Raw genomic sequence first — 26,825 nt, 5'->3', positions numbered from 1 at the left:
CCCGATAGAATGAATGTATTGAACGGTTTCAAGGACATCGCCTTGCGCAAGAAAGCCGACGCCGCCGCCACGCCCCAGTCACTGGGGCGGCCCGCCACCATCAACGACATCGCGCGGCTGTCGGGTGTTTCCAAGAAGACGGTCTCGCGGATCATCAACAACTCGCCGCTGGTGCGCAAAGACACCCGCGACAAGGTGGAAGCATTGATGCGCGAGGTCGGCTACACGCCCGACCCGCTGGCCCGCGGGCTGGCGTTCCGGCGCTCGTTCCTGATCGGCATGGTCTACGACAACCCCACCGCGCAGTACGTGGTGGACATGCAGAACGGTGCATTGGATGCGCTGCGCGGCTCCAGTTTCGAGCTGGTGGTGCACCCCTGCGACACCCGCAGCCCCGGCTACATCGAGGGCGTGAAGCGCTTCGTGCAGCAGCAGAAGCTGCACGGCGTGATCCTGGTGCCGCGCGCGTCCGAAGACCAGGCGCTGGCCGACATGCTGGACGAGATCGGCTGCCGCTTCACCCGCATCGCCTCGCTGCCGCTGGATGAAACCTCGCAGATGGTGATCACCCACGACCGTGACGGCGCCGCCGAAGCGGCCGATTACCTGCTGTCGCTGGGCCACCGCGACATCGCCCTGATCACCGGCCCCACCGCCTACCGCTCCGCGCATGAACGCACCGCTGGCTTTCTTGAAGCCCTGGAGCGGCGTGGCATCGAGCTGCCGCCGGCGCGCATCATCGAGGCCGGTTACACCTTCGAATCCGGTGTGGCCGCGGCCGAGAAGCTGCTGCTGGGCAAACAGCGCCCGACCGCCATCTTCACCGGTAACGATGAAATGGCTGCCGGCGTCTACAAGGTGGCCATGCGTGCCGGCATCAGCATTCCACGCGAGTTGTCGATCGTCGGTTACGACGACAGCCCGTTGGCCTCACGCCTGTGGCCGTCGCTGACCTCGGTACGCCGCAACACCCGTGACACCGGGAGAACAGCGGCGGCCATGCTGATCCAGCCCGAGGGCAAGACCGCCATGCCCCTGGCCAGCGTGCGCCCACATCTGATCGTGCGCGATTCCTGCCAGCCGCCGCAGGACTGATCGAACCCAAGTTTTTGTTTTTCAAAAGAAACCGCTTATCTTGCAGTGCAAAATGACACCGGTTTCCATAATTGGCTAGAATCGCCTTGCAGGCCCGCGGATTGCAGTGCGGGCCACTGGACAGATGCGCTGACCGGACCCGCTCCGGTGCCATCGCCCCGCTCCGGCACCCGCCGCCGGCAGCACCATCGAACTACCGCTCTGGGAGAGGAACAGCATGACGAATCCATTCAGTCTCGAAGGCAAGGTCGCCCTGGTAACCGGTGCCAATACCGGTCTGGGCCAGGGCATCGCGCTGGCGCTGGCCGCCGCCGGTGCCGACATTGCAGGTGCCGGCATCGTCCCGGCCGACGAGACCGCCGAGAAGGTGCGCGCGCTGGGCCGCCGCTTCCTCAACATCGAAGCCAACCTGATCAGCATCGAGCCGGTTGAGCGTGTGGTTGCCGAAACCATTGCCGGTCTGGGCCGCCTGGATATCCTGGTCAACAACGCCGGTCTGATCCGTCGCGCTGATGCCGTGGATTTCAGCGAGAAGGATTGGGACGACGTGATGAACGTCAACATCAAGTCCGCGTTCTTCATGAGCCAGGCCGCCGGCAAGCATTTCATCGCCCAGGGCAGCGGCAAGATCATCAACATCGCCTCGATGCTGTCCTTCCAGGGCGGCGTGCGGGTGCCGTCGTATACCGCTTCCAAGAGCGGCATCGCCGGCATCACCCGCCTGCTGGCCAATGAGTGGGCAGGCAAGGGCGTGACCATCAACGCCATCGCCCCGGGCTACATGGCCACTGACAACACCGCGCAGCTGCGTGCTGACGAAGACCGCAACAAGGCGATCCTGGACCGCATCCCGGCCGGCCGCTGGGGCAAGCCGGAAGACCTGGGCGGCACGGCAGTGTTCCTGGCTTCGAGCGCGTCGGATTACGTCAACGGCGCGATCATTCCGGTGGATGGTGGCTGGTTGGCGCGCTGAGGATTGAAGGTGGTGAAGCGGAAGCTGAAAGGCAGGCCAGAAGCGTAAAGCTGAGAAGCCAGAAGCGCCCTCACCCCAACCCCTCTCCCGCAGGCGGGAGAGGGGAAAGCAAGAGCCAAGGCAAGAGCCAAGGCAGGAGCCGAAGCAACAGCCAAAGCTAACGCTAACGCAGAAGCTAAAGGCGGAGCTAAAGCTAAAGACAACAACGGCTACAGCGATGGCAACGACCGTAGCAATAGTGAGCGGCGCCAGCCAAGCAGCAGACGCCAGCAGCACAGATTTCCCTTCTCCCGCATGCGAGAGAAGGTGCCCCGAAGGGGCGGATGAGGGGAGCTTTTGCTTTTGCTTCCACCTCATCAACAACAACGTTTCCCCCTAATCGAGAGTCACGCAATGAAAATCGCATTGATGCAGGAGTTCAGCCAGGCCGCCAAGAACCCGGTGGTGCTGGAACAGCTCAACACCGTCGCCGCCGCACAGGGCCACGATGTGTTCAACGTCGGCATGGACGGTGACAACGATCACCGCCTGACCTACATCCACCTCGGCATCTGCGCCGCGCTGCTGCTCAACGCCAAGGCCGTGGATTTCGTGGTTGCCGGCTGCGGCACCGGGCAGGGCGCGATGATGTCGCTCAATGCATGGCCGGGCGTGTTCTGCGGCTACTGCATCGAGCCGACCGATGCCTTCCTGTTCGCCCAGGTCAACAGCGGCAACGCGCTGGCACTGCCGTTCGCCAAGGGCTTCGGCTGGGGCGCGGAAATCAACATCCGCTACATCTTCGAGAAGGCATTTGCCGGTGAGCGCGGCCAGGGTTACCCGGCCGAGCGCAAGGAATCGCAGATGGCCAATGCCGGCATCCTGGCGCAGGTGAAGCAGGGCGCCTCCAAGGACTTCGTCGAAGGCCTGAAGTCCATCGACCAGGAATTGGTGAAGCAGGCCGTCGGCGGCGAGCGCTTCCAGAAGGCGTTCTTCGACAACGCGCAGGACGAGAACATCGTCGCCTACGTGAAGAGCGTGCTGGGCAAGTAAGCCCACGCATGCTGCAGCGCCCCAGCGGGCAGACAAGGGCGCCTGCGGGCGCCTTTGTTGTTTGTGGTTGATCGTGTGCGATCAGATCACCGTGAAAATTGGACCCAGCCCTTCTCCCACAAGGGGAGAGGGGACTTTGAGCAGAAGCAGCCCATGCAATCTCATGCATCTTTTCTGGTCGGCATTTTTGCGCTTGCATTTGCTTTCCAAGCCAAATGTCAGGAGCCCACCCACCGCGTCTTCATCGCCGCAGACTCCACTGCCGCCAGCTATGGCCCCGAGCGCGCACCACAAGCCGGCTGGGGCCAGGTGCTGCAAAGCTGGCTCGATGACAGTCAATGGCAGGTGCGCAACCACGCCGTCGGCGGTCGCAGCACCCGCAGCTTCATCGCCGAAGGGCGCCTGGACGCAATCGAGAAAGAGCTGGAAGCCGGCGACGTGCTGCTGATCCAGTTCGGCCACAACGATGCAAAGCTGGAAGACCCAACGCGCTACACCAATCCAGACAGCGACTATCAACAATTCCTCTCGCGCTACATCGCCGCTGCACGCACAAAAGGTGCAACGCCCATCCTGATCACACCCGTCGCGCGCCTGCTCTACGACTTCGGCGCGCTGCTGGATACGCATGGCCGCTACACGCAGGCGATGAAGCACGTCGCTGCCGAACAGAACGTGCAGATGATCGATCTCAATGCGAGTTCGATGGCGTGGATACGCGCGCTGGGCGAGCAGGGCGCCAGGCCCTATTTCATGTTCGTACCGGAGCAGAACAAGGCCGATGGAACACACTTCAGCGTTGCTGGTGCTACAGCAGTCGCTTGTCTGGTGATGCGCGGCTGGGTCGACGTCGCGCCGCAGATGAAGCCAACGCTCAAGCGCGATATCGATTGCGGGGTGATCGACGCAGGGCAGGGCGGCGTGACTTCCACACCAAGCGCCGCAGCCCCTGCTGTTGCCACGCCAAAGCAGGAGGCAGGCAACCCGCACGGTTCACAGGTCATCCGCGAACAGGACATCGGCCGCCAGCAACCTGGCCCGCACGGCGGTGCCGGTCCAACCACCGCTTACTCGTTCTTCGCCGCCGTAAGCGATCTGCCCTTCGTCATGCGCAAGCGTGTCCTGCACAAGGGTGCCGGCATCGGCCTGCACCCGCAGCACAAGGACGAGATCTACTACATCGTCAGCGGTCGCGGGCTGTACGTGCTGGACGGCAAGCAATACGACATCGGCCCCGGCCACGCTCTGCTCACCCGCAGCGGCAGCAGCCATGCCCTGCAACAGACCGGCGAGGACGATCTGGTGGTGATGCTGGCGTATCCAACCTCGACGAACCACGCGCGCTGAGTCGACTGCGTGCTCATTCTGGCTGTCGGGCCAATAACTCCCAATTGCGATCCGGTTCGAAACCGGTCTCCTTGAGGAAGTCAGAGAACGTGCGGTAAAAACCACCTGGTTCCGTAGTGTGTACGCCATCCCACTCAAGTTGACCGCAGGTCAAACAGATCTCCATGCGTTGAATCCGCTTTTTCCCGCGGAAAAATTCCAGGCGGTGGTGAGGGATGTAGGCGCACGCCGACACATACGATGCAACATGGGGTGACATCGCTGCCAGCCGATTCCGCAATCCAGAGACCTGCGCTTCGGAAAGCTCAACACGCTTGTAGCTTCGCTCTCGACTGGGTGGATCATTCGGGCCGGGTGTTGTTGGGAAGTCGGTTTCAAAAGAGTGTTCAACCAGTACGACGCGGTCGGCGTGTTCCAGTGCTGCCATGACTTCCGTGATAAAGGGTTGCCCCTGATCGTTGGGAACTTCATCGGCCAACGCATCATCCGGCAAGACTGCAGCAACGTCGGCCACGGGTGCCGGTTGCCGGGCGCATGCGCAGGCGAGCAATGCCGTGATGAGGATCAGTGATCGAATCATGGAAGGATTCCCGTTGTTGGTCTGTTTGTGCTGCCAGGGGGCTTGGGAGTGATTGCTATCGGTCAGTTGAGTGCAGAACCGCGTCGGCAGGACGGCAACGCCTTGGGGTGAGCGGTATTTTGAGCTGAGTTTAGCGGAGGGCGGTTGTTGGCCCAGCGATGCACTGATTGCGCGGCTCGCAGGCGATCCATGGCCCTGCGCCGCAGTGATCGGCTGCGACATCGTTTCCATACCGCTGTTTTATCGGCACCTGCGCGCAGGCCAAAGATGCCGCTGTCGGGCTGGCTTGACACGGCTCAGGGCCGCCCCCAATGTGCCGTTCCTAGGGGCTTCCGATCCAGACAAACGCCGGTTCTGCGCAAGCAGACGTGGGCGACGCGCGTCCTGCGGGCGTGGCGGTTCGGTTCAGGAAGAATGGAATACGCATCATCCAGGATGGAATCAGATGAAGAAGACCTGCATTGCCGCACTCGTTCCGTTGTTGCTGCTGACTGCCGGCGCCGCCGATGCGCAGTCCATTTCCAAGGGTTGGGCCGCTTACCGCGCCCAGCAGACCGCACCCGCCGCTGCAACGCCAGCCCAGCCCCCGGTGGCCGGCGAGGCTACGGCGCAGGTGACTCCTGCTTCGCCCATTGCCCCGGCACCTGCAACGGCACCCGCACCGCAATGGGGTGGCCCATCGTCCAAGCGCGAGCAGCCGCAGTCGGGCTTCTTCGTCGGCGTGCAGGGTGGTGCTGGCTGGGTCTATGAGGATGCTGACCAACGTGCGGTTTCCGCCAGCGCGGGCTATCGCTGGCAGATCGAAGATTTTGCCCAGGTGGGTATCGAGCTTGGCGCAGGCAAGCTGCGGGAAACGCGCGAGAAAGACTTTCTGGTGCCTGAGGTCAGGTTCACCAATATCGGCGCGAATGCGCGTTTCAGCTTCGGCAGGAACAGTGCCTGGTTCGGCACCGTGCGTGCTGGCTACTGGCGCGCCAAGTCGGATGATTACTGGGGCAAGGTCAGTACCGATGGTCTTTACGGAGGCGTGGGCGTTGGTGTGGACGTCAGCCGCCACTTCAACCTGCAGCTGATGTACACCGGCTACCTGTACTCGGCTGAGTACAACCGCGACGACGAAGAGTACGAGGTGAACGGTGCCGACACCCTCACCCTGGGTGCGGAAGTCCGCTTCTGATGGCCTGCAAGCCGGTCGTTGAGGACCGGCTCATGGGCACGTTCGACTAGATGCCGTGCTGGCCAGGTGCCGCCCACGGCTCCTTCTCCAGACGCAACGCTAGGTAATCGATCAAGGCCTGTACCCGTGCCGGCCGATGCAGGCCGGGCGGGGTGATGATGCTCAGCGCCAGCGGTTCGACCTTCCAGTCGTCCATGGCGGTTTGCAGGCGGCCATCACGCAGTTGCTCCCAGACCAGGAACTCGGGCTGCAAGGCCAGGCCGAGTCCTGCCTGCAGGGCGGCATCGAATATCTCGGCATTGTTGGCCTGCAGCTGACGCGGCACGGTCTGCGCGAACTCGCCATGGCGCGGGTGGCGGAAGCGCCAGGTGTTGCCGCTGCGGGTGTAGCTGTATTGGAAACCGCGGTGCTGGACCAGATCACGCGGATGCGTGGGCCGCCCATGCACCTCGAAGTAGGCAGGCGACCCGACCAGCAGGATGCGTACCTGGCATAGCTGGCGTGCACGCAGGCTGGAGTCGGCAAGCGTGGAGATGCGCAGCGCCATGTCGAAGCGTTCGGCCACCAGGTCCACCATCTGGTCGCTGAGCTGGATATCCAGTTCCACGTCAGGATGGGCCTGCATGAACTCTGGCAGCAGCGGAGCCAGCCGCGACACGCCGAATGACATCGGCGCGGCCAGCCGGATCAGGCCACGCAGCGCGGCCGAACGGTCGGCCACTTCGGCCTCGACCGCCTCACCCTCATCGAGGATGCGTGCCGCCCGTTCCAGCGCCGCTTCACCGGCGGCGGTCAGCGACATGCGCCGCGAGGTGCGGTGGAACAGGCTGGTGCCGATACGCGTCTCCAGCCGGGTGATGGCCTTGGAAACGGTGGCCTGCGACAGCTGCAGCTCCTCGGCGGCACGGGCGAAGGAGCCGGCTTCGGCGACCTTGGCGAAGATGGCCCAGGCTTCCAGGTCAGGCAGGCGGTTCATGGTGGCAGCTCGCAGGGCAGGGTGGGGTGATCATGTCACAAATGGAAATAATGCATTTCCATACTTTCTATTCTCGGCATCGAGGTGCAGGCCTAGACTTTCCCCGTCGAAACCCCACCGCTTTCAGGAGAACGCCATGATTGAACGTCGCCCATTTGCCAGCCTTGGTGGAGCCAATCACGGCTGGCTCGATGCCAAGCACCACTTTTCGTTTGCCGAGTACCAGGACAACAAGCGCATGAACTGGGGCGCGATGCGGGTCTGGAATGACGACATCATCCAGCCCGGCACCGGCTTCCCGCCGCACCCGCATGCCGAGATGGAAATCATTACCTATGTGCGCGAAGGCGCCATTACCCACAAGGACGACCAGGGCAACCAGGGCCGTACCGAAGCAGGCGATGTGCAGGTGATGAGTGCCGGTACCGGCATCCGCCACGCCGAATACAACCTGGAGGCGGGCGTCACCAAGATCTTCCAGATCTGGATCTTTCCGGACCAGCGCGGTGGCAAGCCGTCCTGGGGCAGCAAGCCCTTCCCCAAGGGCGAGCGCTCGGGCCGCTTCATTACCCTGGCCAGTGGCATGGAAGGTGACGACGATGCATTGCCGATACGCGCCAACGCCCGCGTACTGGGCGCTACGTTGAAGGCTGGCGAGAGCACCGAGTACCACTTCACCGATGCCAACCGTTACGGTTACCTGGTGCCGAACACCGGCAAGGTCGATGTCAGCGGCGTGGTGCTGGAGGCCCGCGATGGCGCTGCCATCACCGGCGAGACCAGCATCCGCATCACTGCGCTGGAAGACTCCGAGCTGGTGCTGGTGGATACCGCTGCGCTGAAGTAAGCAAAACCAGAGTCAGGTTTCTGTTTGCTCAAGTGCGGCAGCGCTACCCGGGCCGAGGAGCTGGTGATGCACCAGCTTCTCGACTCTCTCAGAGGCAGTCTCTGTTTGTGCGAGCGGCGTAAGCCGCGAAGCTGACAGTGTTGAAGTCGTAAGCAGCAGTGTCAGCTAGTTGCGTATCTGCTTCGCGGCTTATGCCGCTCCCACAAACAACCAGTCTGCTCGCCGTCGATGTTGCCGGTTCGCGCAGTGCACTGCCTGCCAACCCCGGTTCCTGACAGTTTCGTAATCTCCAGGTCAGGCCGATGACAGCTGCGCGCGCCTAGCCTGAGCGCCTCTTCTGCAGGTGCCGGTCATGTCATTACTTCGTCGTTTTTCTCTCTCCGCTGCCACCGTGCTGCTGGCTGGCGTCTTCATGTCGGCTACGGCAATCGCGCATCCGCGTGTGCTGAGCTCCAGCCCCGCAGCCAATACGTCCGTTGCCGCGCCAACGCAGATCGATGTGACCTTCAGCGAAGCCCTGCTGGCACGCGGATCGCGCGCCGAGTTGTTCATGGGCCATGGCCGCTTGTGGATGAAGGTGGCAGTGGCGCCTGCGCAGCTACTTGCCGACGGCCGCACCTTGCGCACCGTGCCCAATGCACCGCTGGTGCCGGGCAACTATCGCCTGCAGTGGCGCACGGTAGGATCGGACAGCCACCCGATGAGTGGCGAGATCGATTTCAGCGTCAAGTAAGCAGGCCGGATGATGTCCGAGCCCTTTGTCTACACGCTGCGTTTCCTGTTGTATGTGGACCTGATGCTGCTGTTCGGCGTGCCGCTGTTCGCGCGTAGTCAGCGCTTGGCGCCGCTGCTGGGCTGGCGCAGTTGGGGCCTGCTGCTGGCGGTGGGTGGTCTGGCGATGGTGTTGCTGGACGCGACTTTGCGCGTATCCACCTTGCTCGACGTCGCACCGGATGCATTGGGGGTAGATGATCTGGCCTGGTTCATCGGTGCCACCACCGCCGGACGCGCCGCGCTGGTACGCGGCGCGGTGCTGGCCTTGCTGCTGCTCCTGTTGCTGCCACGGCGGCAGCACGCGCGCCAGCTGCTGCCACAGACAGCATTGGCCGCCATCGCGCTGGCCAGCCTTGCCTGGAACGGTCATGCCGGTGCTGGCGACTACCTGCAGGGCTGGCCGCGCTTGTCGGCAGGCATCATCCACCTGCTTGCCGCCGGTGCGTGGTTGGGCGCCATCATGGCCTTGCTGGGCCTGCTAAGGCGCAGCCTGCAACAACCGTCAGGCGAACGCGCAGCGGCGCTGTTGGCTGGCCTGCGTGGTTTCGCGCTGCCCGGTACGATCATCGTCGCGCTGCTGGCCATTACCGGCAGCATCAGCTACATCGATCTGGGCGGGAGCATCGCCAGTCTGACTGGCACCACCCATGGGCGTTGGCTATCGTTCAAGCTGCTGCTGGTGGCCGGCATGTTGCTGTTGGCAGCCTTGCACCGCTGGCGACTGGTGCCGGCCCTGGCTGTGGCCTTGCAGACCCGAGCAGCGCATCCATTGCGGGCACTACGCCGCAGCCTCGCGCTGGAAGCTTTGCTGGCGCTGCTGGTGCTGGCATGTGTCGCCGTACTGGGTACGCTTGACCCCACCACCTGAGCCAGCGCTGCTTCTAGGACCTGCAATGAAGTTGTTGATCGTCGAAGACGAGCCCAAGACCGGTAGCTATCTGCGCCAGGGACTGGAGGAGGCCGGCTATGTGGTGGATCTGGTCGCCGACGGCGCGGACGGATTGCATCTGGCCAGCAGCGGTGACTATCAACTGCTGATCCTGGACGTGATGTTGCCGGGCATGGATGGCTGGAGCGTGCTGGCGCGGCTGCGTGATGCCGGCAATCCGCTGCCGGTGCTGTTCCTGACCGCGCGCAGCAGCATTCCTGATCGCGTGCAGGGCCTGGAGCTCGGTGCAGATGACTACCTGGTCAAGCCCTTCGCCTTCGTCGAACTGCTGGCACGCGTGCGCACCCTGCTGCGTCGCGGCCAGGTGCAGCCGCAGGCAGAGCGCATCGTCATCGCCGATCTGGTGGTGGACACCCTGCGTCGCCGCGTGCAGCGCGGCGAGCGCCGCATCCAGCTCAGCCAGAAGGAGTACGCCTTGCTGGAACTGCTGGCGCGGCGCCGTGGTGAAGTGCTGCCGCGTTCGCTGATCGCATCGCAGGTGTGGGACATGAACTTCGACAGCGACACCAATGTCATCGATGTCGCGGTACGCCGGCTGCGGGCCAAGATCGACGATGATTTCGCCGACAAGCTCATCGTCACCGTGCGCGGCATGGGCTATGTGCTGGAAGCGCCGGCCGCCGGTGACGATGCATGACGCGGCGGCGCTCCACCGTCTGGCGGCTGACCGCACTGCTGGCCACGATCAGTGTGTTGGTGATGGCGGTGCTCGGCATCGCCATCGACCAGGCGGTGCGGCACAACTTCAATGCCCTGGACCGCGCCGAGCTGGAGAACAAGGCGGCACTGATCAGCGATATGGCGGCGACCGTACCGCCGCAGGAGCTAGGTCAACGGCTCGGTGAAGCGTTGGGCCACCATCCGGATATCGCGTTCTGGATCGGAGATGTCGACGGCAAGGCCCTGTTCTCCACCGCGCCACCAAGCCTGCTGGCTTATGCACAGCAGCATCCGTCGACGGCGCAGCTGCGACAGCAACTGTGGCGACTGCCTGATGGCAATCACTTCATCGTCCTGCACTTTCGCCAGGTGCAGCAAGGTCGTCCATTGACCTTGTTGTTGGCGATCGACGGTGCGCGCCATGCGCCATTCTTGCGTGGCTTCCACCAGCTGCTTGCGGCCTGCATCATCTTGGCGGCGGTCGCCAGCAGCCTGCTCGGTGGCTACGTGGTGCGGCGCACATTGCGGCCGCTGCAAAGCCTGGCCGATGAAGCCAGGCAGATCACCACCGAGCATCTGGACCGGCGCCTGTCGGTGGGCGCGGCACCAGCCGAACTAGATCACCTCGCGCAGACCTTGAACAGCATGCTGGCGCGGCTGCAGAACGATTTCGTTCGGTTGTCCGAGTTTTCTGCCGACCTCAGCCATGAGTTGCGCACGCCGATCACCAACCTGCTCACCCAGGTGCATGTGGTGCTGGCGCAGCCACGCGACAACGCCGCTTATCGCGATGCACTTGGCTCCTGCGCCGAGGAGATGCAGCGGCTATCGCGGATTGTGACGGACATGTTGTATCTGGCGCAGGCGGAAACGGTGGATGCGTTGCCAACCCGGGAACGGGTAGCGCTGGGCAGCCTGGTGGATGCGCTGCTGGAATTCTATGGCCTGCTGGCCGAAGACAAACAGGTGCAGCTGCAGCGCGACGGCGATGCCGATCTGCAGGGCAATCGTTTGATGATCCATCGTGCCGTTGCCAATCTGCTTTCCAATGCCATCCAGCATTGCCCGCCGGGCGGCGTGGTACAGATCCGCATCCGCAGCGGTGACGGACGTTGCAGCATCGAGGTCAGCAATCCCGGTACGCCGATTCCTGCCGATGTATTGCCGCGCTTGTTCGATCGCTTCTACCGTGCGGATCGTTCGCGCGGGCGCGGCCATGGTGAGGGCGCAGGCCTGGGTCTGGCGATCACCCGCGCCATCGCCCAGGCGCATGGTGGGCAGGTGCAGGTGATCTCCACAACGCAAGCCACGGTGTTCAGTCTGCAGCTGCCGCTGGCATGAACGGCGCGCGTTGAAGCGCTAGGCCTTTTTGCGTTTGCCTGTGCTCGCGCGCGGAGGCTTGCGGGCGCTGGCCGCGCGGCCAGCGTTGCTTTGCGGACTGCTGGCGCCCAACTGCTCCATCCACGTCAGCACATCCACATAAGCGATGAAGTGCTGTAGATATTCCGGCGACAGCTCCTGCATCAGCGCCATCGCGCGATAGGTAAGCACGCTGGAATTGAGCGGGCCGGCATCTTCGGGCAACGAATCCAGGCACTGACGCAGCAGGCTGTCGATGCGGATGCGGCTCCATAGCTGCTGGAACTCATCCAGTGCCGGCATCAAGCTTGCTTCCGTGCCATCGGCGGTGTCGTTGTCGCCAGCTGTCGCGTTGGCGGTGTTCAGCGGCAACTGGTATTGCAGCGGATCTGCCTCCAGCTGCTGCAGCAGTGATTGCAGAGGACTTTCGGTTCCGGTCTGGGCTGCCGGCTCCACAACGTCAACGGCAACAAGCTGCGCATACGCATCGGTCAGTTGTGCCAGACGCGCATCCAACTGCTCACGCGCGCTGCCGCTGTAGCCTTGTGCACGTTGCGCAAGTGCCGCGATCAGTTCGAAGCGCGACGGATCACAACGATCAGCGCCGCTCTCGCGCCAGGCCTGCAGCTGTGCCAGTGCCGCCGAATCAGCGGGCATCATTGCGCGGCATCGGGCTTGCCGTCCTGCTTGGGACGCGGGATCGGCGCGATCTCGACGCGGCGATTCTTCGCGCGGCCCGCTTCGTCATCGTTGCTGCTGACCGGCTGCTCGGCACCGAAGGCAGCGGCGAACACCGACTGCGACGGCACGCCATCGGCAATCAGGGTGCGGGTGACGGTGAGCGCACGCGCGGCCGACAATTCAAGGTTGTCGGCGAAGCGGCCATTGACCACGCGCACCGGCTGGTTGTCGGTGAAGCCGCTGACCATCAGGATCTCTTCGCGTGCACCCAGATAGTCCCGCAACGGCGCGGCGATGCTCTGCAGCAGCTCGCGGCCTTCCGGCTGCAGCTGGTCGGAGTTGAGCGCGAACAACACGCTGCCGCTGATGCCGATGCGACCATTGATGACGGTGACGCGGCCAGCCGCCAGCGGTGCAGCCAAAGCCTGTTCCAAGGTCTTCAGCTTGGCGGTCTGTTCCTGGCGCTGCTTGACCTCTTCATCCAGGCGGTTGTGCAGCAGCAGCTGGATGCCGATCACGCTGGCAAGGATAAGCACGAAGGCGCCGAGCAGCACCGACATCAGGTCGCCGAATGCGGCCCAGGTGGTGGCGCTGGATTCGGCGTCGAATTCGATTTCGTCGCTCATCGCGCTCAGGCTCCGGCGTTATCGCGGGCTTCGGCCAGCTGCTGCAGTTCGCCGATGATCTGCTTCTGCGAGAGCATGCTCAGGTCCACCACTTCGCGCGCCTGCGCGACGTAGTAGGCCAGCTGCTCGTCGCTGCGGGCCAGCGACTTGTCCAATGCGTTTTCGATCAGCTGCAGGCGCTCATTCAAGGCCGCGGTGGATTGGCCGAACAGTTGCACGGCGCTGCCGAAGGCATCGCCCAGGCTGGCCATCTCCACCGCGCTGGCAGTGACGTTGGCGGCGGCGTGGTCGAGCTTGCTGGTCTCGCTTTCAAGCTGGGTGCTGAAGCGACTGCCGACGCGTTCGAGCAGCTCGGCCGAAGTGCTGACCAGTGCGTCGACCGCGCTGCGCTGTTCGGTCGATGCGTGGGTGACCGCGCCGAGCAGGGTCTCCAGCGTCGACAGCAGATGGCTGCGTTCTTCCAGCATGGCGGTGTCGCGGACCATGCTGTCGGACAGCTTCTGGCGCAGCTCGGCCACCACTTCGGCGGCGGCGCGCGGTGCCTCGGAGGCGGTCTGCACCAGGCGCGAGATCTCGGCGATGGTGTCGCGGGCCTGCGCCTGCTGCTGCTCGCTCATGGCCTGCGTGGCCTGTGCCAGGCTGTCGCAGATCTGCTGCTGGCGCTGTGCGACCGCTTCTCCGTTGCGCTGCCAGCTGCTGTCCAGTGTGCCGACCATTGCCGATAGCGACTGCGACCATTGGCCGAGCCGCTGTTCGTCGCGTTCGGCGAAAGCGTTCTGCAGTTGTTCGTGCGATTGCTGCAGCGAAGACAGCAGCGACTGCGCGCGCTGTTCAAACGAAGACGAAGCCGCGAGCAAGGCCTGCTCATTGCGCTGCGCCAGTTCGTCATGCGCGCTGTGCTGCTGTGCGAGTGCATCACGCCAGGCATCGGCGGTGCGGCTGACGTTGTCTTCCATGCGCGTGGCAATGCCGTCGATCAAACTGTTGGAGCGCTGTTCGAAGGTGCTGGTGAATTGCGTCAAGGCCTGTTGCAGCTGTTCGTTGAGCGTGTTGTTGCTGTGTTGCTGTTGCTCAAGTGCCGTAGTCCAGCTGCTGCCCGCGGTTGCGGCGGCGCTCTGCACGGCGGCATTGATGCCATCGAGCTGTTTGTGCACGGCGTTGTCGATGCTGGCGTGCAGGGCGTTGGAATTGTCTGCCAGGCCCGCCATGGTTGCATCAACAACTGGCTGCAGCGCGGCGCCAACCGCATTGGCCTGCTGGCTGATGCCGGCCTGCATCGATTGCTGCAGCGATGCCGCCAGCTGCGTATAGGCGGCTTCGGTGCGCTGGTGGAATTCCTGCTGGCTGGCCTGCAGGCGTTCGTTGTTGGCCTGGTGCTGCTGCTCCAGGCTGCCCATCATGGCTTGCAGGCGCTCGACCAGGGTCGGCATCAGCGCGTTCTGTTCCTGCAGCAGGCGGAAGGTCTCGCCGCGTTGGAAGCTCTGCGAGTGCGTGCGCAGCTGGCTGGCGATGCAGGCATCCAGTTCCTGCACGGTCTGCGCGCGTTCGCGGCGCAGCAGGGCCGACAGCAACCCGAGTGCGGCCGAGCTGGCGACACCGGCGATCGAGGTGCCGAAGGCGAAGCCCAAACCCTTCACTGGTGCGGCCAGCGAGCTGCGGATGGCATCCAGGTCGGTAGCGCTTTCCAGTGCCAGGCCGGTGCCGCGCAGCGTGGCCATCATGCCGAGCAGGGTGCCGAGCATGCCCAGCAACACCAGCAGGCCAACCAGATACGGGGTCAGTGCAGGTGCGGGCAGGCCGACGCGTTCGCCCTGCACGCGCAGGCGCACTGGACCGCGCAGGCCAGGCTGCAGGCGGCCGAGCCAGCCATCGAGGTTGTCTGCCGCTTCACCGATGGATGGCAAGGCCTGCTGCAGGGTGGTGGTGGCTTGGCGGTAGCGGAACAGTTCCACCGCACCGGCCAGATAGCAGGCAGCGATGATCGCGGCGACCACCGCGGCCAGCGGATGGGTGCCGGCATAGCCGACGCCGATCCAGCACACGGCCAGCAGGCCAACAAGGAAGACAACGACTGCAACGAGGTTTCTGGACATGAGGTACGGATTACCGGGTGCGTAGCGCTGCGAGCAGGCCATCGATGGGGTGGAAACGGACATCCAGTTCGGCCAGCAGCGCGATGCGCAGGTCTTGCCGGAACGTGACCAGCCAAGGGCCAGTGGGTGCCGCGGTGGCATCCGATGCGGTGGCATCGGCGGGGGCGTGCGCGGCTGCAGCAAGCAGCCGTTGGTAGTGCAGGCCGAGCAGCACCGGCACATGGGAAAGCAGGCTGTGTTCGCGCGGGCTGAGGGTGGCTTCCATCACCGCGTCGACTTCGGCCAGACGCGCCTTGGCCGGCGATTGCCGCGCCAGCATGTCACGCAGGCGGCCACGCAGGCGACCGCTGGCGGTCTGCATGGCGCGTTGCTGGTTCAGGTAATGCTGGCGGTAGGGGGCGAAGCCGGGTGGCAACTCGGCATCGGCCGGCGCCGGGTTGCGTGGCGGGCTCAGGTCGACCTCGGCCTGGATGGCCTCCACCAGCTTGGTCCGCGCGTTGGCGTATTCAGCATCCTGCGCGGGCTCGTAGGCGTCACCGGGCTCGGGCTCCGGCGGTGGGTTGTCCAGCGCCTTGGACAGGGTGATGGCACGGTTCCAGTCGAACCACTGCGCCAGCCGCTCCGGCACCGCAGGTGCCGCAGGGGATGCACCCTCGTCATTGAAGCGGGCCAGCAGGCGAATGAACGCCGGGCCCAGAACGGGCGCCCGTTCGGATGCTTTCGCCATGGTCCTGACTAAAAATTGGTCATTTTACATGCTGCGGCAAACCGCGCTCTGGCCCGGGTATTCAGGGCGGGGGACCCTGCCGGGGTCAGCGCGCGTGGCGTTTGAGCAGTTCCAGCAGCAGCTCGGCCTCGGCAGCACGCTTGGCCGGGTCGGTTTCGGCGACGACATGGTCACTCAGATGACCGGCCATTACCTCCAGCATCAGCCCGTGCATGGCGCCTTTGGCGGCGGCGATCTGCACCAGTACGGCGTCGCAGTCATCACCGCTTAGCAATGCCTGTTCCAGCGCCGCCACCTGGCCGGCGATGCGCCGCACCCGGGTCAGCAGTTTCTTCTTGTCACGTTGGATATGAGCCATGGCTGGCATTATATACCCCGTGGGGGTATAGAATCACGCCGTCCTTGTCCCAGCCCACCGCCATGCAACTTCACGCACTCGCTCAATCCCGCCGCCACAGCCACGCCTTCAGCGACGGCAATCCGATGGCGGAGAAAAACACCCGTCGGGCGATGGCATTGACCGTGGTGATGATGGTGGTGGAGATCACTGGCGGCTGGTGGTTCAACTCGATGGCGGTGCTGGCCGATGGCTGGCATATGAGTTCGCATGCGCTGGCGCTTGGTTTGGCAGCCTTTGCCTATGCCTGCGCACGGCGCTACCGCGATGACCCGCGCTTTGCTTTCGGTACCTGGAAGATCGAGATCCTGGCTGGGTTCACCAGCGCGATCCTGTTGCTGGGGGTTGCCGCGATCATGGCCTTCGAGTCCATCCTGCGCGTGTTCAAACCCAGCCCCATCCATTACCAGCAGGCCATTGCGATCGCGGTGGTCGGCTTGGCGGTGAACCTGCTGTGTGCATGGTGGCTGCGCGATCAACACCATCATCATGGTCACGATCATGGGCATGACCACCACCATGCGCATGGCGATCACCACCATCACCACCACGATCTGAACCAGCGCTCGGCCTACCTGCATGTCCTGGCCGATGCGGCGACCTCGGTGCTGGCGATCATCGCCCTGCTCGGTGGTCTGTACTTCGGCGCCTCCTGGCTGGACCCGCTGATGGGCATCGTTGGTGCGGCACTGGTGTCGGTCTGGGCCTGGGGCTTGATCAAGCAGACCAGTGGCGTGCTGCTGGATGCGGAAATGGACGCACCGGTGGTGGCCGAGATCCGCGAAACGGTGGAACAGGGGGAGGTGCCCGCGCACATCAGTGACCTGCACGTCTGGCAGGTCGGCCGTGGTCGCTATGCCTGCGAGATGGAAGTAGTGACCGAGTCCGTGGTGTCGCCGGAGGTATTCCATCGCGCCTTGGCGATCCACGAAGAGATCGTGCACGTGACGGTCGAGGTACGTAGCGCAGCCGCGCTGTAGTGCCGAGCCATGCTCGGCAGAGGCGTTACCGGGAACCCAGTTGTGGGAGGGGCGGCAGCCGCGAAGCTGGCAATGCTGCAATTACCGATATGTTCGCAATCTGATGATTCATGGGCTTCGCGGCTGCCGTCGCTCCCACAAGCGCTGATGGATTGCGGGTGATGCCCCTGCCGAGCATGGCTCGGCACTACCGGTTGTGCATCCAGACTGTCAGATCACCCGCAGGGTGATGGCTTTCAACACCGCGCGGGTGCGGTCGCGGGTGTCGAGCTTGTCGAGGATGGTCGACACGTAGTTCTTCACCGTGCCTTCGGCCAGGAACAGGCTGCCAGCGATCTCGCGGTTGCTGTAACCGCCGGCCATCAGCCGCAATACCGCGACTTCTTTCTGGCTGAACAACTCTTTCGGTGCGTCATCGGCGTGGTAGCGATACCGCTGCCGCACCGCATCGGTGCTCACCGGCTGCAACAAGGTCTGCCCGGCGATGGCGCGGCCGATGGCGTCATGCAGGTCTTCCGGCGCTGCATCCTTCAGCAGGAAACCCTGCGCACCGGCTTCGGTGGCACGCAGCAGCAGGTCGCTCTCGTCGAAGGTGGTCAGGAACACGCACGGCGTTTGATCGCCGCGCTCGCGCAGGGCCTTCAAGGCCTGGATGCCGTCCATGCCCGGCATGCGGATGTCCGACAGGATCAGCTGCACCGGCTGCTGCGCCAGCTGTTCGAGCAGGGCATCGCCGCTGTCGGCTTCGAACACGATGGTGATGCCAAGCTGCTGCAGCAAGGCGCGCAGGCCAGCGCGGATCAGGGCCTGGTCGTCGACCAGGGCAATGCGGGGGGAGTCGTTCATGCTGGCAATTCCACACGAATCCGCAGGGCACCGGAAGCGGCGCGTAGCAGCTGCAGGCTGCCGCCTTGTTCGTCGACCCGTTCGCGCATGCCGGTCAGGCCATTGCCGGCGTGTGGTTCGCCGCGCAGCTGACCGTCATCTTCCATCGCCAACAGCAATTGCCCGTCGCGGTGCCGCAGGGACACCTGCAACACCTTTGCATCGCTGTGGCGAGCACTGTTGGTCAGCGCCTCCTGCACGCAGCGCAGAATGGTTTCGGCCTTGGCGGTGTCGCTGACCTGCACGTCATCCTCCAGCTGCAGTTGCAGCCGTGGGCGCGGCAAGGGCGCGGCCAGCGCGAGCAGGGCGGTATCCATGTCGAGTTGGCCGCTGTCACGCAGGCAGTGCACCACGGCGCGGATATCGCCCAGCAGCTCGGCGGACAGTTGCTCGCACAGGGCCAGCTCGGGCGGCGCATCGGTGCATGCGGCAAGCGCGCGCAGGTGCAGGCGCAGCGCAGTGAGCTTGTGCCCGGCCACATCGTGCAGTTCACGCGACAGCCGCAGCCGTTCCATGTCGCGCGATCTCTCGGCGAGCAGGGCGCGGGTGGCCAGCAGGTCGGCATTGACCAGTGCCAGCCGGTCGCGCGCCTGCTCGGCGCTGCGCGCGTAATGTGTGGTGAGCATGGCGAAGGCCTGGAAGCCGGCAAAGATCAGCACTACTGCGGCAGGATGGCTGTGGCTGCCACGCAGGACCAGGTACATGCCAAGGTTGACCAGCAGCATGAGCACCAGGGTGATGCGCAGTGGCCAACTCATCGCCACCTGTGCGGCCAGCATCACCAGCAGGGCGGGCGCCACGCCGCTGCTGGCGGCCAGGCGGATCACCGCCAGTGCTGCGAGGGCTTCAATCAGCAGCGCCACGCTGCGTTGTGGCGAGGGGCGCTCGTAGCTGGCGGCAAACAGAAACGCGATCAGGAATAGCAGGGCACTGCCCCACCGCAGGGCCATCTGCTCGGCGGAGCCATAGGGCAGGGTGGCCGCTACCGCCAGCCAGGTCAGCAGGCCGGCGAGGTTGAGTGGGTGCAGCAGTCTGTGCCAGCGCGAACGGGGAGTGATTTCCATACCTACATGCTGGTGGGCGCAGGCGTTAGCGGCAAGGGGAGCAGAGCAGAAAGTGACTTCCGGCAGGGTAGATCAATGACTGCCGCGACTGCTGTGCCTACGCCCGAAAACGCACGCTGTGCACAGGCCATCGCATTCGCCGGCCACCACCGAAGAGATCGCTGTCATGCCCGGATATTCCCTGATCGTTGCGCTGCATGTGCTGGCTGGCGTGGTCGCCCTGGTCGGCTTCTGGTCGGCGGCGTTCATGAAGAAAGGCTCGCCCCGGCATCGCTTGCTGGGCAAGGTGTATCTGCTGGCGATGGCGGTGATCGTGGTCACCGCGCTGCCGATCACCGTCCAGTTCGCTTTCTTCCGCCAGCAGCCGCTGTCGGCCTTGTTCCTGGCCTACCTGATGGCGATCACCGGCAACGCGACGTGGCTGGCCTGGCGTGCGGTCACCGACAAGCGTGACTGGAAGAAGCTGGTGTCACGGCCGGGCTGGCATCTGGCGGTGTGGCCGATGGTCATCCTGGCGCTGGTGGTTGTGGGCACTGGCATCCAGCATCGCCAACCGTTGTTCCTGGGCTTCTCGTCGATTGGTCTGTGGGTGGGCTGGCGCATGCTGAAGTTCGCCCGCCGTGGCCCGTCGCGTCCGGACTGGGCGTTCCGCCAGCACTACCAGTCGATCCTGGGTGCAGGCATCGCTACCCATGTTGCCTTCCTCGGCATTGGCATGCGTCCGGTATGGCAGTGGTTGCACACCCATACCAGCGTGCCGGCGCTGTTGATCGAGCTGTTCCCGTGGGCGGCACCGTTGCTGGTGGCGGTATTGGTTGGTGTCTACCTGGACCGCAAGTACGGCGGTCGGCGGGTGGGAAAGGTGGCGAGCAGTGCGGCGAAGTGAGCTTCTGGCGCTGCGGGGTCCCGGGTGCGTTTCGCTTGCCGGGGCTACGTGGGACGTAGACGAAGAAGCCGCCCTTGGGCGGCTTCTTCCGTTGCAGCGATGTGAGGCTGGCTCAGACGTCGCCGCCGTCTGCCCAACCTTCGCCGCTGCCGCGCTGGAATACCGTGTCACCGGCCTGCACATCGCCCGCCGGCAGATGCTCGGCATCGGCGAGACGCGCGTAGATCGGAGTGAAGTCCGGCTCGGTCGCAGCCATCAGCTGCTCGAAGCCATCGATGACGAAGTAGCTCTTCTGGAATGTATCGATGCGGTAGCGGGTGCGCATGATCCGCTCCAGGTCGAAGCCAATCCGGTTCGGCGCGGCCGACTCCAGCGAGTACAGCGACTCGCCCTTGGAGGAGACGATGCCAGCACCGTAGATGCGCAGGCCCTCGGCGGTGTTGATCAGGCCGAACTCCACCGTGTACCAGTACAGGCGGGTCAGGTTCTGCAGCGCATCCGGGCCGATCGCGTGGGCTTTGACGCCACCGCGGCCATAGGCGGCCATGTAGTCCGCGAACACCGGGTTCATCAGCAGCGGCACGTGGCCGAACAGGTCGTGGAACAGATCGGGTTCTGCGATGTAGTCGATCTGGTCCGGGCGGCGGATCCACCAGGTCACCGGGAAGCGGCGGTTGGCCAGGTGATCGAAGAAATCGAGCTCGGGCAGCAACCCTTCCACCCCGACCAGAGTCCAGCCGGTGGCCGCGCCCAGCACTTCGTTGAGCTGGTCGAAGCGCGGAATCATGTGCTCACTCATGCCCATCTCGTCCTGGGCATCGAGGAATTCCTGGCAGGCGCGGCCGACCAGCAGCTCGCGCTGGCGCTGGTACAGGGTGCTCCAGGTGGCATGGTCGTCGGCGCTGTAGCCGTCCCAGGGCTGCTCCACCACGGCAGTGGTATAGACCGGCACGTAACCCTTGTCGGTCTGTTGGTGTTCGACGCGGCGCGGGTTGGCTTCCATGGCGGCAGCTCCTGAAGGGAATAGATAAGCGCATGGTAGGAAGCCTGCCACGCAACAGGTGTGCGTAATTGCGCTGTCAGCCGGTCATGACGCAATATTGTTGCGTCCATTCAATGGTGCGGGGCAACAAAGATGGCGTCGGTGAATCTTGATCGCACGGATCTGCGGCTTCTGGTCGAAATCCAGCAGCATGGCCGCGCCACCAACGCTGAACTTGCGGCGCGGGTGAATCTTTCGCCGTCGGCCTGCCTGCGGCGGGTGCAGCGGCTGGAAGCGGAAGGCGTGATCGCCGGTTATGGCGCACGGCTGGAGCCACGCGCGATTGGGCTGGGCCTGCAGGCCTTCGTGCGCGTGCAGTTGTCCAAGCACGGGCAGGCGGCGATCGATCATTTCGTGCAGGCGGTGCAGCTATGGGACGAAGTGGTGGCCTGCCATGCGCTGACCGGCGACATGGACTATCTGCTGCAGGTCTACGTACGCGACCTGGACCACTTCTCGGCATTCCTGCTCGACAAGCTGCTCAACGCAGCCGGTGTGGCCGACGTCAATTCCAGCTTCGTGCTGCGCACGGTCAAGGAGTTCCGCGCCCTGCCGCTGTCGCAGCTGGGGCGGTAAAGGCGCTTCCTTCTCCCGTTGGGAGAGGGTGCCCCGCAGGGGCGGATGAGGGTAGGCGGCGAAGCCCAATTGAGTCCGAAACAATCCGCTTCGCCTGTACCCTCACCCCAACCCCCGCTCCGCGCCCCGGCCCTCGCGCTGGCGCGAGGGCGTTCGTGAGCCAGCGAACCAATGGTTCGCAAGCTGCCTCTCTCACCCCGCTAGGAGAGGGGCTTCAAACCTCAACGCGCGGGCGCGCTGCAGTTCTTCTCGACGCCACGCAGCTTCTCGATGCGGCTGCGGCTGTCCTGGCAACGCTGGTGCGCTTCGGCCTGCACGGCAGCAGCGCGTGCATCGGCATTGCGCGCGGTGGTTGCGCGCGCTTGCTGCAGGCGGGCAATACCAGCACGGATCTGCGGCATCGCGGCCATCGCTGCCTTCTCGCCTTCGAGGATGGCGCGGCCACGCTGCTCGAAATCGGCTGCGCCGATGTCCAGTACCGCCGGGCGGATCACCACGTCGGCGCGTGCCAGTTCCTGCTCACCCAGGCGCTGGCCCATGATGGTGATGGACTGGCCCACCGCACCCAGCAGGCCGGTCGGGCGTTGGCCGGTGGCGCGGCTGGAGATATCCACTGCGATAACGAATTCGGCACCCAGCTGCTTGGCCGCATCCACAGGCACCGGGCTGACAACGCCGCCGTCGACATAGCTCTTGCCGCCGATGATCACCGGCTCGAACACGCCGGGGATGGAGCTGGAAGCCCGCACCGCCTGGCCAACATTGCCACGCACGAATACCGCGCGCTCACCGGTTTCCAGCTGCGTGGCGACCGCTGCGAATGGCTTCTGCAGCTGCTCGGCGCGCTTGTTGCCGACCTGCGCGTTGACGTAGTCCTGCAGCTTCTGGCCTTGCACCAGGCCGCCGGAGAACAGGCGGATATCGCGGATGCTGGCTTCATCCAGCGCGACCGCCTTCTGCTGCATCTGGAAGGCGTTCATGCCGCTGGCATACAGGGCACCGACCACGCTGCCGGCGCTGGTGCCGGACACCACCACCGGCTCGAAGCCGTTGGCCTCCAGCATCTTGATCACGCCGATGTGGGCGAAGCCCTTGGCCGCGCCACCTCCCAGTGCCACGCCGATCTTGACCGGCCTTACCGGCGTGGTCGGCTGTACCGCTGCTGGCGGAGTGGGCTTGGTGTTTTCGCCGCCACAGGCTGCCAGCAGGCCAAACAGGGAGAGGGACAGCAGCAGACGGGCGTTGCGCGCTTTCATGATGAACAGGGGGTATTGGAAAGGGCGCCAGCATAGCGCTTTGTGTCGGCGAGGCACGTTGCGGCAAGCGGAGCTGTTTAGGTGGGGCTGCGATTCTGGTTCAGTGTGCCGAGGAGTGAGCTCGTCATCCTCGCTTGCGCGGGAATGACGAGCCAAGAGCCGGGAGCCAGGGCCCGGATTTACGCTGGAGCTTTGCTCCAGCCAGCAATCAGAACTTGTTGTCTCCATCCAGCAAGCGGCCCAACCCACCCAGCACCGAGCCCTCACCGCGGCTCTGCCCACCGCCCTGCGGTGCGGCGGCATACATGCGGCCAGCCAGGCGCGAGAACGGCAGCGATTGCAGCCATACCTTGCCGGGGCCGGTCAGGGTGGCCAGGAACACGCCTTCGCCACCGAAGAACATGCTCTTCAGGCCGGCCACGCGACGCACGTCCATGTCCACGCCGGCGTGGTAAGCCACCACGCAGCCGGTATCCACGTCGATGCGCTCGCCTGCGGCCAGTTCGCGTTCCACCACGCAGCCGCCAGCGTGCACGAACACCCAGCCGTCGCCTTCGAGCTTCTGCATGATGAAACCTTCGCCACCGAACAGGCCGGTCATCACCTTGCGCTGGAAATGCACGCCGACCTGCACGCCGCGCGCGCCGGCCAGGAAGCTGTCCTTCTGGCAGATCAGCTTGCCGCCGTGCTGGTCCAGCTTCATCGGGATCACGGTGCCGGGATAGGGCGCGGCGAAGGCGACCTTGGCCTTGCCGCTGCCGGTGTGGGTGAACACGGTGGCGAACAGGCTCTCGCCGGTGATCACGCGCTTGCCGGCCGACATCAGCTTGTCCATGAAGCCGCCGCCCTGACCCTCGTGGCGGCCGTCACCGAACACGGTGTCCATCTGTACCGTGGAATCCTTGAACATCAACGCGCCGGCCTCGGCAATCGCGCTTTCGCCCGGGTCCAGTTCGATTTCCACGAACTGCATCTCATGCCCGATGATGCGGAAGTCGATATCGTCGGCTCGGTTGCCCCTGCCGCCCACCGGCGGCGGCATCGGTGGTGGGCTGGCCTGGCCGCCGAAGTCGGCGATCTCGGTCACCGCCTGCCAGCCCTGCATGCCCTCGCGCCAGGCCAGTGCCTGGCGGCTGCCCTGGGCAAAGCGGCGCGCTGCCTCGTCGTCCATCGGGCCGACGCGGTCGGCTTGGCCGGGAATATGGAAATACCACTGGGTCATGGCAAGGTGCCTGGGCAGGAAGGAAGCCCCAAGTCTATGCGGCGGAAGGGCGCGATACCCCTGACAGGCGTCATGCTGCTGAATACCTGAACGATTGCGATACGAATGTTGTACTGCAACAATTCCGTGCTAGGCGCAGTTCCCCATTCCTCCTCAACAGGCCCTTCTCCGCCATGTCCCCGACCCGTACCGTCCGCCGCCGCCTGCCGGCAGCGCATCCGCTGTTTGTCGCCGTTCTCGCCGTACTGCCACTCACCGCTGCCGCGCAGGATGCGACCCCGGCCCAGAAGGAAGCCGCCACGCTGGATGCGGTGAAGGTCACCGCCGCACGCAAGGTGGAGAACATCCAGGATGTGCCGGTGTCGATCAGCACCGTCAGCGGCGAGAAGCTCGACGCGCTGGCCTCCGGTGGTACCGACGTGCGTTACCTGTCCGGCCGCGTGCCCAGCCTGAACATCGAATCCTCGTTCGGCCGCGCCTTCCCGCGCTTCTACATCCGCGGCTACGGCAACACCGACTTCCGTCTGAACACCTCGCAGCCGGTCTCGCTGGTGTATGACGACATCGTGCAGGAAAACCCGATCCTCAAGGGCTTCCCGATCTTCGACGTCGAACAGGTGGAAGTGCTGCGCGGCCCGCAGGGTTCGCTGTTCGGCCGCAACACACCGGCCGGTGTGGTCAAGTTCGACTCGGTGCGCCCGTCGCAGGAGTTCGAAGGCTACGGCAAGGTCGGCTACGGCAGCGACAACCTGTGGAACGTGGAAGCCGCCGTCGGCGGCGCGCTGAGCGCGCGCTGGTCGGCACGTGTGTCGGCCTTGTACCAGCGTCGCGACGACTGGGTGAAGAACACCGGCACCGGTCCGAACGACGGCCTGGAAGGCTATGACGAATCGGCCGTGCGTGCGCAGTTCCTGTACGAAGGCGACAACTTCGAAGCGTTGCTGGGTGCGCACAAGCGTCACCTCAACGGTACCGCGCGCCTGTTCCGCGGCAACATCTTCAAGAAGGGCAGCAACGATTTCGTGCCCGGCTTCGACGAGAACAAGGTCTCGATCGACGGCCTCAACCACTCCGAGCTCGACAGCAGCGGTGCCAATGCGCGCCTGAGCTGGGACCTGGGCAACTACAAGCTGTCCTCGATCACCGGTTACGAGACCGTCGATACTTTCAGCGTCGGCGACATCGACGGCACCTCCGGCCCATACTTCACCGCTGACGTACCGTTCGCCTCCGAGACCGCCGATGGCATCCCCAGCCACTCGCAGTGGACTCAGGAGCTGCGTCTTGAATCGCAGAACGAAGGTCCGTTGAACTGGCAGGCCGGCGTGTTCTATTTCAAGGAAGACTACGACGTCGACAGCGTCAGCTACGACAGCACCAACGGCAGCAAGCAGGACGGCTTCCAGCGCATCAACCAGACCAATGATGCCTGGGCGGTATTCGGCGGCCTGAACTTCCAGGCCACCGACAAGCTGGAACTGCGCGCTGGCGTGCGTTACACCGTCGACAAGAAGGACCTGAAGGTCAAGGATTACTGGAACACTGGTTTCTCGCCGTGCGTGCTGTCGGCCAAGTGCGATCTCGCCGGTCTGCTCGCCGCGCAGCAGGCGGCGTTCGCTGCCGGCGATGCGGTCGATCCCTACCTGTCGGCCTCGACCAAGGACAAGAAGTTCAACTGGGACTTCTCGGCAACTTACGCCGTCAATGACACGGTCAATGTCTACGGCCGCGTCGCTACCGGTTTCCGTGGCAGCTCGATCCAGTCGGCGGGTGCGTTCAACAACAAGACCGTCGCTGATCCGGAAACCGTGCTGTCCTTCGAGGCTGGCGTGAAGGCCGATTTCTGGGACAACCGTGCGCGCTTGAACGCCAGCGTTTACCACTACCGGGTCAAGGACCAGCAGCTGACCGCCGTGGGCGGCGCCGGCGGCAATGCCAACATCCTGCTCAATGCCGACAAGAGCGTAGGCCAGGGCTTTGAGCTGGACCTGCAGGCCTATCTGACCGACAACCTGCTGGTCACCCTGGGCAGCGGCTACAACCACACCGAGATCAAGGATTCCGATCTGAGCGTGGCGCCGTGCTTCTCCTGCACCGTGACCAATCCGGTCGTCAACGGCAAGGTTCTGATCAACGGCAACGCGCTGCCGCAGGCACCGGAGTGGACCCACAACATGACCGCGCGCTGGTCGCTGCCGCTGGCCGATGGTACGCAGCTGTATGTGTTCACCGACTGGGCGTACCGCAGCGAAGTGAACTTCTTCCTGTACCAGTCCAAGGAATTCACCGGCAAGTCGCTGCTGGAAGGCGGCCTGCGCGTGGGTTACCAGTGGAATGACGGTGACTACGACGTGGCGCTGTACGGCCGCAACATCACCAACCAGATCCGCGCCACCGGCGGCATCGACTTCAACAACCTCACCGGCTTCATCAACGAGCCGCGTCTGTGGGGTGTGGAGTTCAAGACCCGCTTCTAAGCGCAGGTCTGCAAGTAGAACGCAGAAGGCGCGGAGCAATCCGCGCCTTCTGCGTTTCTGTAGTGGCGCGCCCAGCGCGGGCCGACGGCGGGGGGGCGGACCGGGGAGGGCCGGGCCCGCGGGGGGGGGGGCGGCCCGGGGCAA

Annotated in this window: 26 protein-coding genes; 14 read left to right on the top strand and 12 right to left on the bottom strand. The window is 64.5% G+C overall.

Annotated features, from left to right (window positions below; translation table 11 throughout):
• The first annotated feature begins 9 nt into the window (after nt 1-9).
• From ACVOMF_RS10675 to ACVOMF_RS10660, 4 genes are all read left to right on the top strand, one after another.
• Nucleotides 10-1,095: a LacI family DNA-binding transcriptional regulator gene (locus ACVOMF_RS10675; protein ID WP_282270996.1), complete on the top strand. Its 1,086-nt coding sequence runs from the start codon at nt 10-12 to the stop codon at nt 1,093-1,095.
• 217 nt (nt 1,096-1,312) lie between these two features.
• Nucleotides 1,313-2,068, top strand: coding sequence for a 2-dehydro-3-deoxy-D-gluconate 5-dehydrogenase KduD (kduD, locus tag ACVOMF_RS10670; RefSeq protein WP_313172839.1), 756 nt, complete (start codon nt 1,313-1,315; stop codon nt 2,066-2,068).
• A 393-nt stretch (nt 2,069-2,461) separates the two neighbouring features.
• A complete protein-coding gene (locus ACVOMF_RS10665; protein ID WP_282270991.1) occupies nt 2,462-3,100 on the top strand; it encodes an RpiB/LacA/LacB family sugar-phosphate isomerase in 639 nt (212 codons plus the stop codon).
• A gap of 153 nt (nt 3,101-3,253) precedes the next feature.
• Nucleotides 3,254-4,447, top strand: coding sequence for a GDSL-type esterase/lipase family protein (locus ACVOMF_RS10660; RefSeq protein ID WP_481509262.1), 1,194 nt, complete (start codon nt 3,254-3,256; stop codon nt 4,445-4,447).
• A gap of 13 nt (nt 4,448-4,460) precedes the next feature.
• Here the strand turns inward: ACVOMF_RS10660 and ACVOMF_RS10655 are convergent, their stop codons facing one another.
• Nucleotides 4,461-5,249, bottom strand: coding sequence for a hypothetical protein (locus tag ACVOMF_RS10655; RefSeq protein WP_481509261.1), 789 nt, complete (start codon nt 5,247-5,249; stop codon nt 4,461-4,463).
• A 223-nt stretch (nt 5,250-5,472) separates the two neighbouring features.
• On the opposite strand from ACVOMF_RS10655, the gene ACVOMF_RS10650 reads away from it, so the two are divergent.
• On the top strand, nt 5,473-6,204 hold the full coding sequence (locus ACVOMF_RS10650) for an outer membrane beta-barrel protein (protein WP_481509260.1): 732 nt from the start codon (nt 5,473-5,475) through the stop codon (nt 6,202-6,204).
• Nucleotides 6,205-6,250: 46 nt separating this feature from the next.
• On the opposite strand, the gene ACVOMF_RS10645 is transcribed toward ACVOMF_RS10650, so the two are convergent.
• Entirely contained in the window at nt 6,251-7,180 is a 930-nt protein-coding gene (locus ACVOMF_RS10645) for a LysR family transcriptional regulator (protein WP_481509259.1), read from the bottom strand.
• Between the two features lie 136 nt (nt 7,181-7,316).
• Between ACVOMF_RS10645 and ACVOMF_RS10640 the strand changes: the two genes are divergently transcribed.
• The 5 genes from ACVOMF_RS10640 to ACVOMF_RS10620 all read left to right on the top strand — a co-directional run bounded on the left by ACVOMF_RS10640 (nt 7,317) and on the right by ACVOMF_RS10620 (nt 11,751).
• Nucleotides 7,317-8,027, top strand: coding sequence for a pirin family protein (locus ACVOMF_RS10640; protein WP_481509258.1), 711 nt, complete (start codon nt 7,317-7,319; stop codon nt 8,025-8,027).
• Nucleotides 8,028-8,379: 352 nt separating this feature from the next.
• Nucleotides 8,380-8,760, top strand: a complete 381-nt coding sequence (locus ACVOMF_RS10635) for a copper resistance protein CopC (protein ID WP_481509257.1) — start codon at nt 8,380-8,382, stop codon at nt 8,758-8,760.
• Nucleotides 8,761-8,772: 12 nt separating this feature from the next.
• Complete coding sequence (gene copD / locus ACVOMF_RS10630) at nt 8,773-9,669, top strand: copper homeostasis membrane protein CopD (protein ID WP_481509256.1); 897 nt, start codon at nt 8,773-8,775, stop codon at nt 9,667-9,669.
• Between the two features lie 25 nt (nt 9,670-9,694).
• On the top strand, nt 9,695-10,387 hold the full coding sequence (locus tag ACVOMF_RS10625; RefSeq protein ID WP_481509255.1) for a heavy metal response regulator transcription factor: 693 nt from the start codon (nt 9,695-9,697) through the stop codon (nt 10,385-10,387).
• The gene (locus tag ACVOMF_RS10620) at nt 10,384-11,751 is read left to right on the top strand and encodes a heavy metal sensor histidine kinase (protein WP_481509254.1); all 1,368 of its coding nucleotides are present in this window, start codon (nt 10,384-10,386) and stop codon (nt 11,749-11,751) included. Before ACVOMF_RS10625 ends, ACVOMF_RS10620 begins: the two co-directional genes overlap by 4 nt.
• Before the next feature lie 18 nt (nt 11,752-11,769).
• Here ACVOMF_RS10620 and ACVOMF_RS10615 read toward each other — a convergent pair whose 3' ends face one another.
• The 5 genes from ACVOMF_RS10615 to ACVOMF_RS10595 form a co-directional block, all read right to left on the bottom strand.
• The gene (locus tag ACVOMF_RS10615; protein WP_481509253.1) at nt 11,770-12,429 is read right to left on the bottom strand and encodes a DUF2894 domain-containing protein; all 660 of its coding nucleotides are present in this window, start codon (nt 12,427-12,429) and stop codon (nt 11,770-11,772) included.
• A complete protein-coding gene (locus tag ACVOMF_RS10610; RefSeq protein ID WP_481509252.1) occupies nt 12,426-13,076 on the bottom strand; it encodes an OmpA family protein in 651 nt (216 codons plus the stop codon). Before ACVOMF_RS10610 ends, ACVOMF_RS10615 begins: the two co-directional genes overlap by 4 nt.
• Nucleotides 13,077-13,081: 5 nt before the next feature.
• Nucleotides 13,082-15,169, bottom strand: coding sequence for a DUF802 domain-containing protein (locus ACVOMF_RS10605; RefSeq protein ID WP_481509251.1), 2,088 nt, complete (start codon nt 15,167-15,169; stop codon nt 13,082-13,084).
• A 10-nt stretch (nt 15,170-15,179) separates the two neighbouring features.
• Nucleotides 15,180-15,896, bottom strand: a complete 717-nt coding sequence (locus ACVOMF_RS10600; RefSeq protein ID WP_481509250.1) for a DUF3348 domain-containing protein — start codon at nt 15,894-15,896, stop codon at nt 15,180-15,182.
• A gap of 85 nt (nt 15,897-15,981) precedes the next feature.
• Complete coding sequence (locus ACVOMF_RS10595) at nt 15,982-16,254, bottom strand: metal/formaldehyde-sensitive transcriptional repressor (protein WP_481509249.1); 273 nt, start codon at nt 16,252-16,254, stop codon at nt 15,982-15,984.
• Nucleotides 16,255-16,316: 62 nt separating this feature from the next.
• Between ACVOMF_RS10595 and dmeF the strand changes: the two genes are divergently transcribed.
• Nucleotides 16,317-17,273: a CDF family Co(II)/Ni(II) efflux transporter DmeF gene (gene dmeF / locus ACVOMF_RS10590; RefSeq protein ID WP_481509270.1), complete on the top strand. Its 957-nt coding sequence runs from the start codon at nt 16,317-16,319 to the stop codon at nt 17,271-17,273.
• 210 nt (nt 17,274-17,483) lie between these two features.
• Here the strand turns inward: dmeF and ACVOMF_RS10585 are convergent, their stop codons facing one another.
• Together ACVOMF_RS10585 and ACVOMF_RS10580 are read right to left on the bottom strand one after the other, a co-directional pair.
• On the bottom strand, nt 17,484-18,119 hold the full coding sequence (locus ACVOMF_RS10585; RefSeq protein ID WP_481509248.1) for a response regulator transcription factor: 636 nt from the start codon (nt 18,117-18,119) through the stop codon (nt 17,484-17,486).
• A complete protein-coding gene (locus tag ACVOMF_RS10580) occupies nt 18,116-19,222 on the bottom strand; it encodes a sensor histidine kinase (protein WP_481509247.1) in 1,107 nt (368 codons plus the stop codon). Before ACVOMF_RS10580 ends, ACVOMF_RS10585 begins: the two co-directional genes overlap by 4 nt.
• Before the next feature lie 166 nt (nt 19,223-19,388).
• Here ACVOMF_RS10580 and ACVOMF_RS10575 point away from each other — a divergent pair, with 166 nt between their 5' ends.
• Nucleotides 19,389-20,108, top strand: a complete 720-nt coding sequence (locus ACVOMF_RS10575) for a DUF2306 domain-containing protein (protein WP_481509246.1) — start codon at nt 19,389-19,391, stop codon at nt 20,106-20,108.
• Nucleotides 20,109-20,220: 112 nt separating this feature from the next.
• Here the strand turns inward: ACVOMF_RS10575 and phhA are convergent, their stop codons facing one another.
• Complete coding sequence (gene phhA / locus ACVOMF_RS10570; RefSeq protein ID WP_481509245.1) at nt 20,221-21,111, bottom strand: phenylalanine 4-monooxygenase; 891 nt, start codon at nt 21,109-21,111, stop codon at nt 20,221-20,223.
• A 132-nt stretch (nt 21,112-21,243) separates the two neighbouring features.
• Between phhA and ACVOMF_RS10565 the strand changes: the two genes are divergently transcribed.
• On the top strand, nt 21,244-21,726 hold the full coding sequence (locus ACVOMF_RS10565) for an Lrp/AsnC family transcriptional regulator (RefSeq protein ID WP_312371839.1): 483 nt from the start codon (nt 21,244-21,246) through the stop codon (nt 21,724-21,726).
• Nucleotides 21,727-21,947: 221 nt separating this feature from the next.
• Here ACVOMF_RS10565 and ACVOMF_RS10560 read toward each other — a convergent pair whose 3' ends face one another.
• Together ACVOMF_RS10560 and ACVOMF_RS10555 are read right to left on the bottom strand one after the other, a co-directional pair.
• Entirely contained in the window at nt 21,948-22,982 is a 1,035-nt protein-coding gene (locus ACVOMF_RS10560) for a patatin-like phospholipase family protein (protein WP_481509244.1), read from the bottom strand.
• 208 nt (nt 22,983-23,190) lie between these two features.
• Nucleotides 23,191-24,204, bottom strand: a complete 1,014-nt coding sequence (locus tag ACVOMF_RS10555) for a TIGR00266 family protein (RefSeq protein WP_481509243.1) — start codon at nt 24,202-24,204, stop codon at nt 23,191-23,193.
• Between the two features lie 173 nt (nt 24,205-24,377).
• Between ACVOMF_RS10555 and ACVOMF_RS10550 the strand changes: the two genes are divergently transcribed.
• Complete coding sequence (locus tag ACVOMF_RS10550; RefSeq protein ID WP_481509242.1) at nt 24,378-26,681, top strand: TonB-dependent receptor; 2,304 nt, start codon at nt 24,378-24,380, stop codon at nt 26,679-26,681.
• The last annotated feature ends 144 nt before the right edge of the window (nt 26,682-26,825 follow it).

The organism is Stenotrophomonas sp. STEN022, from assembly GCF_056760155.1.
This window is presented reverse-complemented; position numbering and strand designations above follow the sequence as displayed.

Bases quoted from the DNA above. Each gene is read 5' to 3' on its own strand.
- ACVOMF_RS10580 (WP_481509247.1), bottom strand. From the start codon at position 19,222: ATGGAAATCACTCCCCGTTCGCGCTGGCACAGACTGCTGCACCCACTC.
- ACVOMF_RS10560 (WP_481509244.1), bottom strand. From the start codon at position 22,982: ATGAAAGCGCGCAACGCCCGTCTGCTGCTGTCCCTCTCCCTGTTTGGC.
- ACVOMF_RS10595 (WP_481509249.1), bottom strand. From the start codon at position 16,254: ATGGCTCATATCCAACGTGACAAGAAGAAACTGCTGACCCGGGTGCGG.
- ACVOMF_RS10565 (WP_312371839.1), top strand. From the start codon at position 21,244: ATGGCGTCGGTGAATCTTGATCGCACGGATCTGCGGCTTCTGGTCGAA.
- ACVOMF_RS10640 (WP_481509258.1), top strand. From the start codon at position 7,317: ATGATTGAACGTCGCCCATTTGCCAGCCTTGGTGGAGCCAATCACGGC.
- ACVOMF_RS10655 (WP_481509261.1), bottom strand. From the start codon at position 5,249: ATGTCGCAGCCGATCACTGCGGCGCAGGGCCATGGATCGCCTGCGAGC.
- ACVOMF_RS10645 (WP_481509259.1), bottom strand. From the start codon at position 7,180: ATGAACCGCCTGCCTGACCTGGAAGCCTGGGCCATCTTCGCCAAGGTC.
- ACVOMF_RS10635 (WP_481509257.1), top strand. From the start codon at position 8,380: ATGTCATTACTTCGTCGTTTTTCTCTCTCCGCTGCCACCGTGCTGCTG.
- ACVOMF_RS10585 (WP_481509248.1), bottom strand. From the start codon at position 18,119: ATGAACGACTCCCCCCGCATTGCCCTGGTCGACGACCAGGCCCTGATC.
- ACVOMF_RS10605 (WP_481509251.1), bottom strand. From the start codon at position 15,169: ATGTCCAGAAACCTCGTTGCAGTCGTTGTCTTCCTTGTTGGCCTGCTG.
- ACVOMF_RS10620 (WP_481509254.1), top strand. From the start codon at position 10,384: ATGACGCGGCGGCGCTCCACCGTCTGGCGGCTGACCGCACTGCTGGCC.
- dmeF (WP_481509270.1), top strand. From the start codon at position 16,317: ATGCAACTTCACGCACTCGCTCAATCCCGCCGCCACAGCCACGCCTTC.
- ACVOMF_RS10575 (WP_481509246.1), top strand. From the start codon at position 19,389: ATGCCCGGATATTCCCTGATCGTTGCGCTGCATGTGCTGGCTGGCGTG.
- copD (WP_481509256.1), top strand. From the start codon at position 8,773: ATGTCCGAGCCCTTTGTCTACACGCTGCGTTTCCTGTTGTATGTGGAC.
- ACVOMF_RS10675 (WP_282270996.1), top strand. From the start codon at position 10: ATGAATGTATTGAACGGTTTCAAGGACATCGCCTTGCGCAAGAAAGCC.
- ACVOMF_RS10600 (WP_481509250.1), bottom strand. From the start codon at position 15,896: ATGGCGAAAGCATCCGAACGGGCGCCCGTTCTGGGCCCGGCGTTCATT.
- ACVOMF_RS10615 (WP_481509253.1), bottom strand. From the start codon at position 12,429: ATGATGCCCGCTGATTCGGCGGCACTGGCACAGCTGCAGGCCTGGCGC.
- ACVOMF_RS10610 (WP_481509252.1), bottom strand. From the start codon at position 13,076: ATGAGCGACGAAATCGAATTCGACGCCGAATCCAGCGCCACCACCTGG.
- ACVOMF_RS10660 (WP_481509262.1), top strand. From the start codon at position 3,254: ATGCAATCTCATGCATCTTTTCTGGTCGGCATTTTTGCGCTTGCATTT.
- kduD (WP_313172839.1), top strand. From the start codon at position 1,313: ATGACGAATCCATTCAGTCTCGAAGGCAAGGTCGCCCTGGTAACCGGT.
- ACVOMF_RS10555 (WP_481509243.1), bottom strand. From the start codon at position 24,204: ATGACCCAGTGGTATTTCCATATTCCCGGCCAAGCCGACCGCGTCGGC.
- phhA (WP_481509245.1), bottom strand. From the start codon at position 21,111: ATGGAAGCCAACCCGCGCCGCGTCGAACACCAACAGACCGACAAGGGT.
- ACVOMF_RS10665 (WP_282270991.1), top strand. From the start codon at position 2,462: ATGAAAATCGCATTGATGCAGGAGTTCAGCCAGGCCGCCAAGAACCCG.
- ACVOMF_RS10550 (WP_481509242.1), top strand. From the start codon at position 24,378: ATGTCCCCGACCCGTACCGTCCGCCGCCGCCTGCCGGCAGCGCATCCG.
- ACVOMF_RS10650 (WP_481509260.1), top strand. From the start codon at position 5,473: ATGAAGAAGACCTGCATTGCCGCACTCGTTCCGTTGTTGCTGCTGACT.
- ACVOMF_RS10625 (WP_481509255.1), top strand. From the start codon at position 9,695: ATGAAGTTGTTGATCGTCGAAGACGAGCCCAAGACCGGTAGCTATCTG.